A 14682-nucleotide genomic window follows, 5' to 3' on the forward strand; every position below is an offset into this window, starting at 1 on the left:
GAAATTTACCTCCCAGAATTTAGGATGTCCAGATGGTGGGAGTCACTCCTGAGCCGAGGACCCTGGCCGAGAAGGTCTGGGACGCACACGTCGTCCGGTCCACCGATGGTGAGCCCGATCTGCTCTTCATCGACCTGCACCTGCTGCACGAGGTGACCAGCCCGCAGGCCTTCGACGGTCTGCGCGTGGCCGGCCGCCGGGTGCGGCGTACCGACCTCACGCTGGCGACCGAGGATCACAACACCCCGACCGGGTACGCCGATCCCTCGTTCCAGCAGCGCCGTGGCGACCTGCTCACCATCGCCGACCCCACCTCCCGCACCCAGATCGAGACGCTGCGGCGCAACTGCGCCGAGTTCGGTGTGAAGCTGCACCCGCTGGGCGACGAGAACCAGGGGATCGTGCACGTCATCGGCCCGCAGCTCGGCCTCACCCAGCCCGGCATGACGATCGTCTGCGGCGACTCGCACACGGCCACGCACGGCGCGTTCGGCGCGCTGGCCTTCGGTATCGGTACCAGTGAGGTCGAACACGTACTGGCCACCCAGACGCTGCCGCAGGCCCGACCGAAGACGATGGCGGTCACCGTCAACGGCCGGCTCGGCCCCGGCGTCACCGCCAAGGACCTGGTGCTTGCCCTGATCGCCAAGGTCGGCACCGGCGGCGGGCGCGGGCACATCGTCGAGTACCGGGGCGAGGCGATCCGGGCGCTGTCCATGGAAGGCCGGATGACGATCGCCAACATGTCCATCGAATGGGGTGCCAAGGCCGGCATGATCGCGCCGGACGAGACCACCTTCGCGTACCTGAAGGGGCGTCCCAACGCTCCCAGCGGCGCCGACTGGGACGCGGCGCTGGAGTACTGGCGGACGCTGCCCACCGACGAGGGTGCGACCTTCGACTCCGAGGTGACGCTGGACGCCGCCGAGATCACCCCGTTCGTCACCTGGGGCACCAACCCCGGGCAGGGCGCACCGCTGGCCGCGACCGTGCCGGATCCGGAGGAGTTCGTCACCGAGCCGGAGCGGGCCGCCGCCCGCCGGGCCCTGGCCTACATGGACCTGAGCCCCGGCACCGCGCTTCGTGACCTCTCCGTCGACGTGGTCTTCGTCGGTTCGTGCACCAACGGGCGCCTGGAGGATCTCCGCGCCGCCGCCGACGTGCTGCGCGGCCACCGGGTGGCCGACGGGGTGCGCATGCTCGTGGTTCCCGGGTCGGCCGCGGTACGGGAGGCTGCCGAGGCGGAGGGGCTGGACAAGGTCTTCACCGACGCCGGAGCCGAATGGCGCTTCGCCGGCTGCTCCATGTGCCTGGGCATGAACCCGGACACGCTCTCCCCGGGGCAGCGCGCCGCCTCGACCTCCAACCGGAACTTCGAGGGCCGCCAGGGCCGGGGCGGGCGTACCCACCTGGTCAGCCCGCCGGTGGCCGCCGCCACCGCCGTCGTCGGCCGGCTGGCCGCTCCCGCCGACCTGTAGAAGGGCTGCGACAGATGGACAAGTTCACCGTGCACACCGGCACCGCCCTGCCGCTGCGTCGGTCCGACGTGGACACCGACCAGATCATCCCCGCCGTGTACCTCAAGCGGGTGACCCGTACCGGATTCGCCGACGGACTGTTCAGCGCGTGGCGTGAGGATCCGGGATTCGTGCTCAACGATCAAGCTTATTCGGGAGCGTCGATTCTGGTGGCCGGCCCCGAGTTCGGCACCGGGTCATCGCGGGAGCACGCCGTGTGGGCGTTGCGCGACTACGGCTTCCGAGTGGTGATCTCGCCACGCTTCGGTGACATCTTCCGCGGGAACGCCCTCAAGGAAGGGCTGCTTCCGGTAGAGCTGGAATTGAAAGCCGTCGAAGAAATCTGGAGCATGGTCGAGGAGGACCCGACCACTCCGATCGTCGTCGACCTGACCGCGCGCGAGGTGCGGGCCGGCACCGCCACCTGGTCGTTCCCGCTCGACGACTTCAGCCGGTGGCGGCTGATGGAGGGCTTGGACGACATTGGACTCACCCTCCGGCACGAGGACCTGATCAGTGCCTTCGAGGCGGGTCGACCGGCCTTCCTGCCCCGGGTCGCGTAGCCCGATCGCCCCGATCCCCAGCCGATTTCGCCCCCACCGGTGCCACCGGTGGGGGCGAATCCGTTACGACACAAGGGCTTTTTTCCGCCGAATGTTTGTGTCCCGCCAGCACAGGGCATACCGTGCGCGCAGAATGGCTCGCGTCGAGTCAGTTGCACAATCAGGAGGAAGTCGTGAACAAGGCCGAGCTCATCGAGGCGCTCGCCGTTCGCCTGGGGGACCGGAAAACGGCGACGGCCGCGCTCGACGCGGTCCTCGCTGAGGTCCAGGCGGCGGTCACCAAGGGCGAGAAAGTGGCGATCACCGGTTTCGGAGCGTTCGAGAAGCGTGTACGGGGCGCGCGAACAGCCCGCAACCCGCGTACGGGGGAGGCGGTGAAGGTCAAGAAGACCTCGGTGCCGACGTTCCGCCCCGGCGCCGGGTTCAAGGAGATGGTGGCCAGCGGCAAGGTGCCGAAGGCCACGGCTGCGGCGAAGAAGACCGCCGGGGCCACCGCCAAGACCACAGGTGCCAAGGCGACCGCGGCGAAGAAGACGACCGCGGCGAAGAGCACCGCAGCCAAGAAGACCACGGCGAGCAAGACCGCGGCGGCCAAGAAGACCACCGCGACCAAGACGACCGCCAAGGCCGCTCCGGCGAAGAAGGCCGCCACGAAGAAGACCGCCCCGGCGAAGAAGACCGCCGCGGCGACCAAGGCGACGGCGGCCCGGAAGACCGCGACGGCCAAGAAGGCTCCGGCGAAGAAGGCGCCGGCCAGGAAGGCTGCGACCCGGCGCTGAGCCGGTCGTACGACGAGGGCGTCCGCCGACCCGGCGGGCGCCCTCGCCATGTCCACCCCCCGCCGCACCCCTCGACGGGCAACCGTTGACCGGCGCGGGACCCGGCCAGCAGAATCGCCGCACCACCCCTCGCCGGAAAGAGAACCGTGTTGAGTCAGCGTCGTCTCGGCACCGCCACCCTGGCCCTGGGACTCGTCGTCCTCACCGACGTGCTGCGGGTCTTCCTGCCGTCGGTCATCACCATCTTCGGGCAGGCCGCGTCGACCCCGGCCGAGCTGCTCGGCGCGTTCGCGCTCGGCTGGTTCGTGCTGGCGCTCGCCGCGCCGATCCTCGTCGCGCGGCTCGGCGCCGACCTGGTAGGTGTCGCGGCGGTGCTGGTGCTCGGCGCCGTCCGGCTCACCCTCACCGCCGCGCCGGGTGGCCGGGCCCAACTGTGGCTGGCCAGCGCGGGTCTGCTCGCGGGTCTGGTCTGGCTGACCGCCACCGCCGCCCGGGTCGCGCACCCGGTGCCCGGGCTGGTGCTGGGGCTGACCGCTAGCGCGCTGGGCCACGCCCTGCTCGGCACGTACGACCTGGTGTGGTGGCAGCGGTGGCCGGCGTGGGCGGCCAGCGTGGCGGTGGTGGCGGCGCTGCTGGCCGCCCAGCTGGCGTTCGGTCGCGGCCACGACACCGCCCAGCCGGCCGACGATGCGCCGCCGGCCCGCCGGGCCTGGCTGCTCGTCGGGCCGGCGCTGCTGCTCGGCGGCATGCTTGCGCTGTCACCCGCCGTCGCGAGTACCGCGATGTCCTACTGGTACGGCGAGGCGGGCACCGGCGTTTCGCCGCCGTTCGCGCTGGCCCCACTGGGTGTCGCGGCGCCCCTGTTCCTGCTCGGCGCGCTGATCCCGCTCCGCCAGCGGTGGCGGGTGCTGCCGCCGGTGCTGCTGCTGGCCGGAGCCCTGCTGTTCGGGTACGGCCCGCCGACGCTGCTCACCGTCGCCATTCTGTCCAGCGCGGCGGGACTGGGCGGCTGCCTCGGCCTGACCGGTGTCGAACCCGCGCGGCAGGCTTCCCGAACCGGCACCGGTCCGGCGTACGCGGCGGTGGGCGGCATGCTCGTCTTCGCCGTCGCCGCGATGGTCTACTACGCCGCCTATGACCTCGGCTACCCGAACCAGTGGCTTCCTGCCGTGGTGGCCGCACTCACCGGGCTGGTCGCGATACGCGGCGCGGCTCCGACCGACGGACACCGGGTACCGCAGGCGGAAGCCGCACCGGACCTGCCCCGGTGGCGGATCGCGGTGCTGGCCGCCGTCGTCGCCCTCGCGGCCGCCTGGCTGCACGGGCCGTGGCTGGTGTCGAGCAACCGGGAAGGGCCGCCGGAGCGGGTGCGGCTGGTGGCGTACAACATCCGGATGGGCTTCGGCCTCGACGGTCGCTTCGACCTCACCGCCCTGGACCGGGCGGTCGGCCGGGCCGACGTGGTGGTGCTCAGCGAGGTCGACCGGGGCTGGCTGCTCAACGGCGGCCACGACACGCTGGGCCTGCTCGCCGCCCGGCTGGGGATGCCCTACGTCTTCGCGCCGGCCGCCGACCCGCTGTGGGGGGACGCGGTGCTCAGCCGCTGGCCGATGCAGCGGGCGCGGACCCGCCCGCTGCCCGCGGTGGGCGCGCCCACCGGGGCGCAGGCGCTCGGCGTCACCGTCGACTTCGGTGCCGGGGTACGCCTGGCCGTGGTGAGCACCCACCTGCAACCGCCGCCGGGTGCGGACCCGGTGGTCCAGGCCCGCGCCGTCGCGGACTTCGCCACCGGGTATGCCGACGGCACGCCGCTGGTGGTCGCCGGTGACTTCAACACCGAGCCCGGCGATCCGGCCTTCACCGCGTTCACCAGCGCCGGTCTGGTCGACGCGCTCGCCCCCGCCCGCCCGCTGCCGACCAGCCCGGCGGACGATCCGCGCGAGCAGATCGACCACGTCTTCGTCTCACCCGACCTGGTCGCCACCGATCCGGTAGCGGTGCCCGGCACCGCCAGCGACCACCTGCCGGTCGCCGTCACCCTCGCCCTGTCGGGTCTCTGAGGCGGTCGCCGGCTTGATCCGGCGAGCGGCCAGGTTCGGTGGTGACGAGCAGCGGTCGAGGGGTGCTCCTGCGCGCCCTGTCGGGCTGAACCGGCTGTGCTGTCGCCGCCGCGCGAGCTGGCCGGCAGCCGGTCAGAGGCGATCGGCGGCGACGAGGCGGTCACCGGTGAAGGCGAGCAGCCAGCCGCCGCCCTTGCCGGTCGTGTAGTCACCACACCGCCCCGCCAACCGCTCCAGGGCGCCGGGAATCACCTTGCCCTGACTGCACAACGCCGCCGGTTCGCCGGCGGCGGCCAGCGCGGCCAGGCGTGCGGCAGCGGCCAGCACGCACTCGTCGGGCTGCTGGCCGGCGCTCGGCTCGTCCAGATCGCCGCAGACCTCGATCGGCAGGTCCAACGACGCGGCGGCCGGATCGAGGGTCTGCACACACCGGCGCGGCGACGCGGAGAGCAGCCGGGCCGGGCGGATCAGCCCGATCAGCGGTGCCAGCGCGTGGGCCTCGGACCAGCCACGGGCGTCAAGCGGTCGTCCGGTGTCCGGGCCGGGCCAGGCCAGCCGCTTGCCGGCGTGACCGTGCCGGACCAGCACCAGGGCCGCGGTGACCGGCGGCAGCGCCGCGAACGCGGCGAGCACCTCCACGTCGTGCGGGTAGCTGACCAGGGCCATCGCCTCGTCGACGGCCAGCCAACGAACGTCGTCGACCTCCGTGTCCGGCTGGAATCCGCCGGTGCCCACCGCCCGCATCGACCAGTAGTCGACCACCTTGAGCCGACCTTCGCTGCGGTACCGCACCGACGGCAGCCGCAGCTGCGGCGCGGCCTGCGCGTCGGCCTCCTCGGCAACCTCCCGGGCGGCGGCGAGCAGCGGGTGCTCGCCCGGCTCCAGCTTGCCCTTCGGCAGCGTCCAGTCCCCGTACCGGGGCCGGTGCACCAGGCACACCTCGACGTCGTCGGCGCCCGCCGGCCGCCACACCACGCCGCCGGCCGCCCGGATCTCGGTCATGCCAGCCACCGGGTCCGACGCCGCCGGCTGGCTCGCCGCCAGGCGTACGGGAAGTCCGCCCGGGCCCGTCGCACGGCCGCCCGCTCGCGCTCCAGCAGCCGGCCCGCGGCCAGCGCCAACTGGTGGTCGTCGGGCCGCGCCTCGGCCACCGCCCGCCAGGTCTCGGCGGCCACCGCCGCGTCCTGGTGCTCGCCGAGCAGGTTCTGCACCTTCGCCAGCGCCCGGGCCAGCTTCGCCGCGTCCCCGCCGAGCACCGGGGCGACCGCCGTCACCGCGGAGCGGGCCTGCTTGCCCTGCTTGCGTACGGTGTGCCACTGCTCGTCGGGACCAGCCGGATGCAGGGCCGCGACGCCGCCCGGCTTCTTCGCCGTGCCAGCCAGCCGTCGCCACGGCCGGGCCACGAGTCGCGGCAGCACCCGTCGGGCCGGCGCGTCCGCCCCGGGCGTGAGCCGTGGCGCCCGGGCCGCCAACACCAGCGCGTCGACAAGGGCGAGGTACCGAGGTGAGCGCAGCGCCTCGTCGACCCCGGTCAGCGCCTCCTCCTGCCGACCGGCGAGTACGGCGTCCAGCCGGTCGACAGCCGCCGGATCCACCGGGCTGACCGGGTCGGCGGCGGCGGTGCGTCGCAACCGTTCCCGCAGCACCTCCGCGTCCCGAGCCGCCCCCAGGGCGTCCGCGAGCCACTTCAACTCGGTACGCAACGGCCGGGCCCAGGCCGGGCGAACCAGCGGGCCGAAGGTCTTCAGGTCGCTGCGCAACCGCCGGCAGGCCACCCGCATCTGGTGCACCGCGGTGTCGTCGTCGCCGACCTGTGCGCGCAGCCGGACCAGCGGATCGTGCGCCAACAGCCGAGCCGTCTCGCGGCGTACCGCCTCGGTGACCACCGCCGCGGCACTCGGATCGGCCGGCAGGTCGTCCGGCGCGACCAGGTCCGGTTCGCCGGTGGCCGCCCGGCCGAGCGCGCGTACGTGCTTCGGGGTGAAGTCGCCGCCCCGGGCACCGGCGTCGCGCAGCAACTCGGTGAGCCGGTCGAGCAGGGCGGCCGCACCGGCCTTGCGTTCCACCTCCACCTCGCGGAAGGCGCTGGTGGCGGTGCCCTCGGCGTCGAGCACGGTGACCTGGTCGTCGACCACCTCGGCCAGCACCCGGCCGGCGTCGTCGACGATCTCCTGGGCGTGCCGGACGGTACGCACCACCGCCGCCGGAGCCAGCGCGGCACCACGGTGGAAGACGGTGACCAGCTCGACAAGTTCCGCCGGCATCGCCTCGGGGGTGCCGGCGCGGGAGATCTCGTTGCGGACGCCGGGGCTGCCGGTCGGCAACTTCACCGTCCACGGCACCTCGTGACCCTCGCGGTACCGCAGCGAGACGCCCGCCCGGGCCAGCCGCAGGTCCACGGTGTCGTGGTAGGTGGCGACGAGGGTCACCGGCGCCAGCACCCGGACGCTCCCCGAGGCCGGCACGGCGGGGGAGAGGTCGGGCAGCAGCCACCCGGCCTCCACCGTGAACTTCCGTTCCTCCTCGATCATCTGCTCAGCCTATTCCCGCCCGCTCAACCGGCCGTGCCGCCGACGCGACGCAGCAGCAGGTGCTGAAGATGGCTCAGCGGTGCCTCCGGCCGGCCGGTACGGCGGGTCCAGGTGCCGTCACCGGCCAGCTCGAACGCGTCCACGTCCGGGCTCATCGCGGCACCGAGCACGTGGTCGAGCTCGGCCCGGGCCACCGGATCGGTCACCTGGACCAGTGCCTCCACCCGGCGGTCCAGGTTGCGGTGCATCAGGTCGGCGGAGCCGATCCAGAACTCCGCGTCGCCGTTGTTGCCGAAGCGGAAGACCCGGGAGTGTTCCAGGAAACGGCCGAGGATCGAGTGCACCCGGATGTTCTCCGAGAGTCCGGGTACCCCCGGGCGCAGCGTGCACATCCCCCGGATGATCAGGTCGACGTGCACGCCGGCCTGGGAGGCCCGGTACAGCGCGTCGGTGATCTCCTCGTCGACGAGCGAGTTCACCTTGAACTGGACGAGCCCCGGCATGCCCAGCCGGACGTGGTTGATCTCCCGTTCGATCCGCTCGATCAGGCCGCTGCGGATGCCCTGCGGGGCCACCAGCAGCCGCCGGTACGCGGTCTGCCGGCTGTAACCGGTGAGCACGTTGAACAGGTCGGTCAGGTCGGCGCCGATCTCCGGGTCGGCGGTGAGCATGCCGAAGTCCTCGTAGAGCCGGGCGGTCTTCGGGTGGTAGTTGCCGGTGCCGATGTGGCAGTAGCGGCGGATCTGGTTCCCCTCCTGCCGTACCACCAGGGCGGTCTTGCAGTGGGTCTTGAGACCGACCAGGCCGTAGACCACGTGGCAGCCGGCCCGCTCCAGGGTGCGGGCCCAGCCGATGTTCGCCACCTCGTCGAACCGGGCCTTCAACTCGACGAGCACCACCACCTGCTTGCCGGCGGCGGCGGCGTCGACAAGCGCGTCCACGATCGGTGAGTCACCGCTGGTGCGGTAGAGGGTCTGCTTGATGGCCAGCACGTTCGGGTCGGCGGCGGCCTGCTCGATGAACCGCTGCACGCTCGTGGCGAAGGAGTGGTACGGGTGGTGCACCAGCACGTCGCCGTCGCGCAGGGTGGCGAAGACGCTGCGCGGCACCTCGCCCTCGGCGAGCCGGGGGTGGGTGGCCGGGACGAACGGCGGGTCCTTCAGGTCGGGTCGGTCGGCCTCGCCGTACAGCTGCCACAGCGCGGAGAGGTCCAGCAGGCCGCGGACCCGCAGCACGTCCTGGGTGTCCATGTCCAGTTCCCGGACCAGCAGCTCCAGCATGTGGTCGGAGATCGAGGCGGCCACCTCCAGCCGTACCGGCGGGCCGAAGCGGCGGCGGGCCAGTTCCCGTTCCAGCGCCTGGAGCAGGTCCTCGTCCCGGTCCTCGTCGACCTCCACCTCGGCGTTGCGGGTGACCCGGAACAGGTGACACTCGACCACCTGCATGCCGGAGAAGAGCTGCCCGAGGTGCACCGAGATGAGATCTTCCACCGGCAGCATGCGGACCCCGGGCCGGTCCCGGTCGACCCGGACGAAGCGGGGCACGTTGTTCGGCACCTTCACCCGGGCGAACAGCTCCGGCCCGCCGTCCGGGTCGCGTACCGCGACGGCCAGGTTCAGCGATCGGCCCGAGATGTACGGGAAGGGGTGGGCCGGGTCGACCGCCAACGGGGTGAGCACCGGGAAGATCTTCTCCCGGAAGTAGGTGCGCAGCCGCTCCCGTTCGGCGTCGCCGAGGTCGGACCAGCGCAGCACCCGGATGTCCTCGGCGGCGAGTTTCGGCAGCAGGTCGTCGACGTAGCAGGCGGCCTGCCGGGCCACCAGGGCGGCGGCCTTCTCCGCGATCAGCGTCAGCTGGGTACGCAGCGGCAGCCCGTCGCCGCCCCGCACGGGTAGCCCGGCGGAGAGCCGGCGCTTCAGCCCGGCCACCCGCACCATGTAGAACTCGTCGAGGTTGCTGGCGAAGATGGCCAGGAACTTGGCCCGTTCCAGCAGCGGGGTGCGTTGGTCCTCGGCCAGGGCGAGCACCCGGGCGTTGAAGTCGAGCCAGGACAGCTCCCGGTTGAGGAACCGGTCCTCCGGCAGGACGTGGACGGGCGCCGGTTCCTCGGTGGGCTGCGGCAGACCCGGTGCCGACACCGGGTCCAGCACCTCCTCCAGGCCGGCGGAGGCGGCTGCCGGGTCAGTGTCCGGGACGTTGTCGGTGGTCGAGCGGTCGCTGCGGAACCGCCCGTCGGTCCCCCGGGGGCGACCTCCGTTGCGGCTGGTGGTGTCGTCGGTGGCGGCGGGGCTGGCGGGACGTTCGCGAGGGGTGCTCACCCGCCCATAATCACCCGAACTCGGTTAACGCAAAATGAACTTGCGGCGGGTTGTCAGGACATCGTCGGCAGTGTCACGCGTACGACGTCGCCGGAGGCGTCGGTCTCCACGCGTACCCGCTGACCGAGGCGGAGCAGGCGCAGCCCGGAGGCGTCGAACGCCCGGGCCGGGAAGGACAGCTCGGTGCCGTCGTCCAGCAGCAGCAGTCCGCTGCGGGTAGCCGCGTCGAAGGTCGCCACCGTGCCCTGCATGCCAGCACCGTACCGCGCCCGGGGGCCGGTGTCGGTGAACCCTCGGGCGCGGTGCGCGAGGGCCCGCGCCGTCAGGTCGAGAGGGACTCGGTGAGGCAGCCGGTCAGCGCCGCGGTGCGCGGGCCCAGCCCGAGCCGCGCCGCGACGGCCAGGTCGTCGGGGGTGTCCACGTCGCGCCGCAGGCTCGGCCAGTCGCCGGTGAGCCGGTGGGCGCCGCTGGCCGCGTGCGCGGCGGCCGAACCGGGTCCGAAGCGCGGGTCCAGGGGTACGCCCGGCGGGGCCGCCAGCAGCACGGTGCCGGTGCCCGGGGCGTCGGCCACGAACCGGCGTACCCCCGGCGGCCCGGTCAGCGCCGTGTGCAGCGCCGCCGCCAGCTCAGCCGGACGCAGGGCGGGCAGGTCGGCGGTGAGCCCGGCCGCCCAGCCGGTGACGCCGGCCGCACCGTGCCGGAACGCGGCGTTGAGTCCGCCGCCGGCGACGTCCGGCAGTACCCGGGCACCGGCGGACCGGGCCGTGCCGGCGACCCGGGCGTCGTCGGTGACCACCAGCACCTCGGCCACCCCCGGACAGGCCCGCACCGCCGCCAGGGTGTCGGCGGCCAGCGCCAGGGCCAGGTCCTGATGGGGTACGCCCGGTAGCCCGCCACGCAGCCGGGTCTTCGCGGCTGCCAGGCGTTTGACCGGCACCACCACCGTCCAGGGCTGCGTCACACCTGCCATCCTGCCAGTCGGCCGGCGGTACCCTCACTGGCCGTACCCGGGGCGAGCAGGCATGATTTCGGCTGCGGACCTCACCGGGCTTCTCCGGTGGGCGGGTCGGGGCGGGCACGAGGAGGCACGGTGGGTCGGCGGAGGCTGGGATTCTGGCAATGGTTCGCCGTGGTGCTGGTGAAGCCGGTGATGACCGTCTGGACCCGGCGTACCTGGCGGGGCATGGAACACCTGGACCAGGACGGCCCGGTGATCATCGTGCCGAACCACATCTCGCACGCCGATCCGCTGGTCTCCGCCCATTTCGTCTACGACGCCGGGCGGTGGCCGCAGTTCCTCGGCAAGGCGAGCGTGTTCAAGGTGCCGGTGATCGGCTGGATCCTGCACCGGTGCCGGCAGATTCCGGTCGAGCGGGGCTCGGTCGACGCGGTGAAGTCGCTTGACGCCCTGGTCCGGGCGCTCGACGAGGGCGGCGCGGTGATCATCTACCCGGAGGGGACCACCAGTCGGGAGCCGGACCTGTGGCCGATGAAGGGCAAGACCGGCGCGGCCCGGCTGGCGCTGGCCACCGGCGCCCCGGTGGTACCGCTGGCGATGTGGGGACCGCAGCGGATCTTCGATCCGCGTCGGGCCCGGGTCAACCTGCGGCCCAGGATCCCGGTGACGGTGGTGGCCGGCCCGCCTATCGACCTGAGCCGCTGGGCCGGCGCCACCCCGAGTCGGCAGGTGCTGGAGGAGATGACCGAGGTGATCATGCTGCGGTTGCGGGACATGCTCGCCGACATCCGGGGCGGGACACCACCGCCACTGTGGCAGCGCACCACCCGCCCGCAGACCGACCGCCAGCGCCCGGAGGCGGCAGCATGAGCGAGCGTCAGCGAGCGAATCATCGGTGCAGCGTGGTGGTGCCTCACGGCGGCGCCGACCGTAGGGAGGCGGCGGCGTGACCGGACAGGTGGCGGTGCTGGGGGCGGGATCGTGGGGTACCGCGTTCGCGAAGATCCTGGCCGACGCGGGCCGGGAGGTGACGCTCTGGGCGCGGCGGCAGCCGATCGCCGACGTGATCCGTGCCGAGCGGCGTAATCCGGAGTACCTGCCCGGCGTGGTGCTGCCGGAGCGGGTCACCGGAACCGGCGACCCCGTGGAGGCGATCAAGGGTGCCGAGATGGTGGTGCTGGCGGTGCCGTCGCAGACCCTGCGCGGCAACCTCGCCGAGTGGGTGGAGCACCTGCATCCCGAGGCCACCCTGGTGTCGCTGATGAAGGGCATCGAACTCGGCACCACCAAGCGGATGAGCGAGGTGATCGTCGAGACCGCCAAGGTCGCGGCGGACCGGGTGGTGGTGGTCTCCGGCCCCAACCTGGCGCCGGAGATCGCCGCGGAGCAACCCGCGGCCACCGTGGTCGCCTGCACCGACTCCGACCGCGCCACCCTGGTGCAGCGGTCGATCACCACGCCCTACTTCCGCCCGTACACGAACGACGACGTGATCGGCTGCGAGCTGGGCGGGGCGGTCAAGAACGTGATCGCGCTGGCGTACGGCATCGCCACCGCGATGGGCTTCGGCCACAACACCCGGGCGATGCTCGTCACCCGGGGGTTGGCCGAGACCGCCCGGCTCGGGGTCGCCCTCGGCGCGGATCCGCTCACCTTCGCGGGTCTCGCCGGGATGGGTGATCTGGTGGCCTCCTGCTCGTCGCCGTCGGCCCGCAACCGTACCTTCGGCGAGCACCTCGGTCGGGGTGCCACCCTGGAGGAGGCGCGGGTCGCCACCCGGCAGACCGCCGAGGGGGTGAAGAGCGCGCTGGCGATCCGGGACCTGGCCCGCGCGCACGGGGTGGAGATGCCGATCACCGAGCAGGTCGAGCTGGTCTGCCACGAGGGGGTGGACCCGCGCCTGGCGGTCCAGGCCCTGATGAGCCGCACCACGAAGCCGGAGTGAGTAGCACCATGAGCGAGCGTGAGTTCAGCTCCCCGGAGCCGCACGGCCACCCGGCGCAGGGGGACGGCACCCGGTGTGTGCACGCCGGCCTGCCCGAACCCACCCCCGGCGCGCCGTTCCTGCCCGGGCCGGTGTTCGCCGCGCCGTACCACCTCGACCCGTGGCAGGGGCCGGCGGCGGCGCCGAACGGGTACGGGCGTCCGGACAACCCGACCCGCCGGCTGCTGGAGGCCGCGGTCGGTGAGCTGGAGGGCGGCGACTGCCGGGTCTTCGCCAGCGGTCAGGCGGCGATAACCGGGCTGCTGCAGGCGGTGCTGCGGCCAGGTGACGTGGTGGTCCTGCCCGCCGACGGGTACTTCCCGGTGCGCGCGTTCGCCACCGACACCCTCGCCGGCAACGGTGTACGGGTGGTGTTCGCGCCGACCGTCGGGCCGTATCCGGAGTTCGACGGGGTTCGGCTGGTGTTGGTGGAGACGCCGGCGAACCCGGGGCTCGACGTGGTCGACCTGCCGGCGCTGGCCGAGCGGGCGCACGCCGCCGGCGCCCTGCTGGCCGTGGACAACACCACCGCCACCCCGCTCGGGCAGCGTCCGCTGGACCTGGGCGCGGACGTGGTGGTGGCCTCCGGCACCAAGGCGCTCACCGGGCACTCCGACCTGCTGCTCGGCTACGTCGCCACCCGGTCGCCGGAGCTGCTGTCGACGGTCACCGCCTGGCGTACCGCGACGGGTGCCGTGCCGGGCGCGTTCGACGCCTGGCTGGCCCATCGGTCGCTGGCCACCCTCGACCTGCGCCTGGCCCGGCAGACGGCGAACGCGGAGGCGCTGGCCCGGCTGCTGGCCGGGCGCGCCGACGTCGCCGGGCTGCGCTGGCCGGGGCTGCCGGACGATCCGGCGTATCCGGTGGCGGTGCGACAACTGCGGCGGATCCCGGGCGTGCTCTGCTTCGATCTCGGCAGTGCCGAACGGGTCGCCCGCTTCCTCGACGCGGCCCGGCTGGTGGTCGCGGCGACCTCCTTCGGTGGCCTGCACACCACCGCGGACCGGCGGGCGCAGTGGGGCGACGACACGACGCCCGGTTTCGTCCGGCTCTCCTGCGGAGTGGAGGACCCGGTCGACCTGGTCGCCGATGTCATCGCCGCGCTGGACGCCGCCGCCTGATGGCAGCGCCGGTCTCCCCGGTCGGGTACGACGCCCTGGTCGCCCGGTTGCGGCGGGCCGGCTGCGTGTGGGCCGAGGAGGAGGCCCGGCTGCTCGTGGCGGCGGGCGGTGGCCCGGAGACGCTCGCGGAGATGGCCGACCGGCGGGTCGCCGGTGAGCCGCTGGAGTACCTGCTGGGCTGGGCGGAGTTCTGCGGTGAGCGGATCGACGTCGACCCGGGCGTCTTCGTGCCCCGGGCCCGTACCGCCCTGTTGGTCTCGGCGGCGGCTCGGGTGACCGGGCCGGCGGCGGCCGTGGTGGAGCTGTGCTGTGGTTCGGGCGCGATCAGCCGGGTGCTGGCGCGTCGGCTCACCGCGCCCCGGCTGCTGGCCGCGGTCGACCTGGATCCGGCGGCGGTGGCCTGTGCGCGGCGGAATCTGGCCGCCGTGGGTGTGCCGGTCCTCGCCGGGGACCTCTTCGATCCGCTGCCGACCGCCTGGCGTGGCCGGCTCGATCTGGTGGTGGCGAACGCCCCGTACGTGCCGACGGCGGCGATGGTCCTGCTACCGCCGGAGGCGCGCCGGTACGAGTCGGCCGCGGCGCTCGACGGCGGGCCGGACGGGTTGGCGGTGCTGCGCCGGCTGGCCGCTGCCGCGCCGGGCTGGCTCGCGCCGGGCGGGCATCTGGTGGTGGAGGTCGGCCAGGCACAGGTCGAGCAGTTCCGGGCGGTGCTGACCGAGGCCGGCCTGGTGCCGTCGGTGGTGCGCGACGACGCCTCCGACGGGACCGCGATGATGGGCCGGTGCCCGGTCGACGTGGCGGGCCGGCGGTACGAGAACTAGCCTCACGTCAGGTTGTGACGGCGGGAGGCG

General features: G+C 73.4%; 13 protein-coding genes. 8 read left to right on the plus strand and 5 right to left on the minus strand.

Features of this window, described 5'->3' with window-relative positions; genetic code table 11:
- Positions 1 to 32 precede the first annotated feature (32 nt).
- The 4 genes from leuC (at position 33) to AB0I71_RS17795 (ending at position 4919) form a co-directional block, all read left to right on the plus strand.
- The gene (gene leuC / locus AB0I71_RS17780; RefSeq protein WP_357585837.1) at positions 33 to 1478 is read left to right on the plus strand and encodes a 3-isopropylmalate dehydratase large subunit; all 1446 of its coding nucleotides are present in this window, start codon (positions 33 to 35) and stop codon (positions 1476 to 1478) included.
- Positions 1479 to 1492: 14 nt separating this feature from the next.
- Positions 1493 to 2080 carry a 3-isopropylmalate dehydratase small subunit gene (leuD, locus tag AB0I71_RS17785; protein ID WP_357585839.1) on the plus strand — a complete coding sequence of 196 codons (588 nt, stop codon included), beginning with the start codon at positions 1493 to 1495 and terminating at the stop codon, positions 2078 to 2080.
- 173 nt (positions 2081 to 2253) lie between these two features.
- Entirely contained in the window at positions 2254 to 2859 is a 606-nt protein-coding gene (locus AB0I71_RS17790) for an HU family DNA-binding protein (RefSeq protein WP_357585841.1), read from the plus strand.
- Between the two features lie 146 nt (positions 2860 to 3005).
- Positions 3006 to 4919, plus strand: a complete 1914-nt coding sequence (locus AB0I71_RS17795; protein ID WP_357585843.1) for an endonuclease/exonuclease/phosphatase family protein — start codon at positions 3006 to 3008, stop codon at positions 4917 to 4919.
- A 132-nt stretch (positions 4920 to 5051) separates the two neighbouring features.
- On the opposite strand, the gene AB0I71_RS17800 is transcribed toward AB0I71_RS17795, so the two are convergent.
- The 5 genes from AB0I71_RS17800 to cofC form a co-directional block, all read right to left on the minus strand.
- Complete coding sequence (locus AB0I71_RS17800; protein WP_357585845.1) at positions 5052 to 5921, minus strand: NUDIX hydrolase; 870 nt, start codon at positions 5919 to 5921, stop codon at positions 5052 to 5054.
- Positions 5918 to 7450, minus strand: coding sequence for a CYTH and CHAD domain-containing protein (locus AB0I71_RS17805; protein WP_357585847.1), 1533 nt, complete (start codon positions 7448 to 7450; stop codon positions 5918 to 5920). Before AB0I71_RS17805 ends, AB0I71_RS17800 begins: the two co-directional genes overlap by 4 nt.
- Before the next feature lie 23 nt (positions 7451 to 7473).
- Positions 7474 to 9768, minus strand: coding sequence for an RNA degradosome polyphosphate kinase (locus AB0I71_RS17810; protein ID WP_357585849.1), 2295 nt, complete (start codon positions 9766 to 9768; stop codon positions 7474 to 7476).
- A 53-nt stretch (positions 9769 to 9821) separates the two neighbouring features.
- The gene (locus tag AB0I71_RS17815; RefSeq protein ID WP_099847193.1) at positions 9822 to 10019 is read right to left on the minus strand and encodes a cold-shock protein; all 198 of its coding nucleotides are present in this window, start codon (positions 10017 to 10019) and stop codon (positions 9822 to 9824) included.
- A gap of 71 nt (positions 10020 to 10090) precedes the next feature.
- A complete protein-coding gene (gene cofC / locus AB0I71_RS17820; RefSeq protein ID WP_357585851.1) occupies positions 10091 to 10729 on the minus strand; it encodes a 2-phospho-L-lactate guanylyltransferase in 639 nt (212 codons plus the stop codon).
- Between the two features lie 129 nt (positions 10730 to 10858).
- Here cofC and AB0I71_RS17825 point away from each other — a divergent pair, with 129 nt between their 5' ends.
- The 4 genes from AB0I71_RS17825 to AB0I71_RS17840 all read left to right on the plus strand — a co-directional run bounded on the left by AB0I71_RS17825 (position 10859) and on the right by AB0I71_RS17840 (position 14652).
- Complete coding sequence (locus AB0I71_RS17825; RefSeq protein ID WP_357585853.1) at positions 10859 to 11596, plus strand: lysophospholipid acyltransferase family protein; 738 nt, start codon at positions 10859 to 10861, stop codon at positions 11594 to 11596.
- Positions 11597 to 11672: 76 nt separating this feature from the next.
- Positions 11673 to 12671 carry an NAD(P)H-dependent glycerol-3-phosphate dehydrogenase gene (locus AB0I71_RS17830; protein WP_357585855.1) on the plus strand — a complete coding sequence of 333 codons (999 nt, stop codon included), beginning with the start codon at positions 11673 to 11675 and terminating at the stop codon, positions 12669 to 12671.
- A gap of 8 nt (positions 12672 to 12679) precedes the next feature.
- A complete protein-coding gene (locus AB0I71_RS17835; RefSeq protein WP_357585857.1) occupies positions 12680 to 13831 on the plus strand; it encodes a cystathionine gamma-lyase in 1152 nt (383 codons plus the stop codon).
- A complete protein-coding gene (locus AB0I71_RS17840) occupies positions 13831 to 14652 on the plus strand; it encodes a putative protein N(5)-glutamine methyltransferase (protein WP_357585859.1) in 822 nt (273 codons plus the stop codon). The genes AB0I71_RS17835 and AB0I71_RS17840 overlap by 1 nt, the downstream gene beginning before the upstream one ends.
- The last annotated feature ends 30 nt before the right edge of the window (positions 14653 to 14682 follow it).

This window comes from Micromonospora sp. NPDC049891, from assembly GCF_040660295.1.
Taxonomy (GTDB): Bacteria; Actinomycetota; Actinomycetes; order Mycobacteriales; family Micromonosporaceae; genus Micromonospora.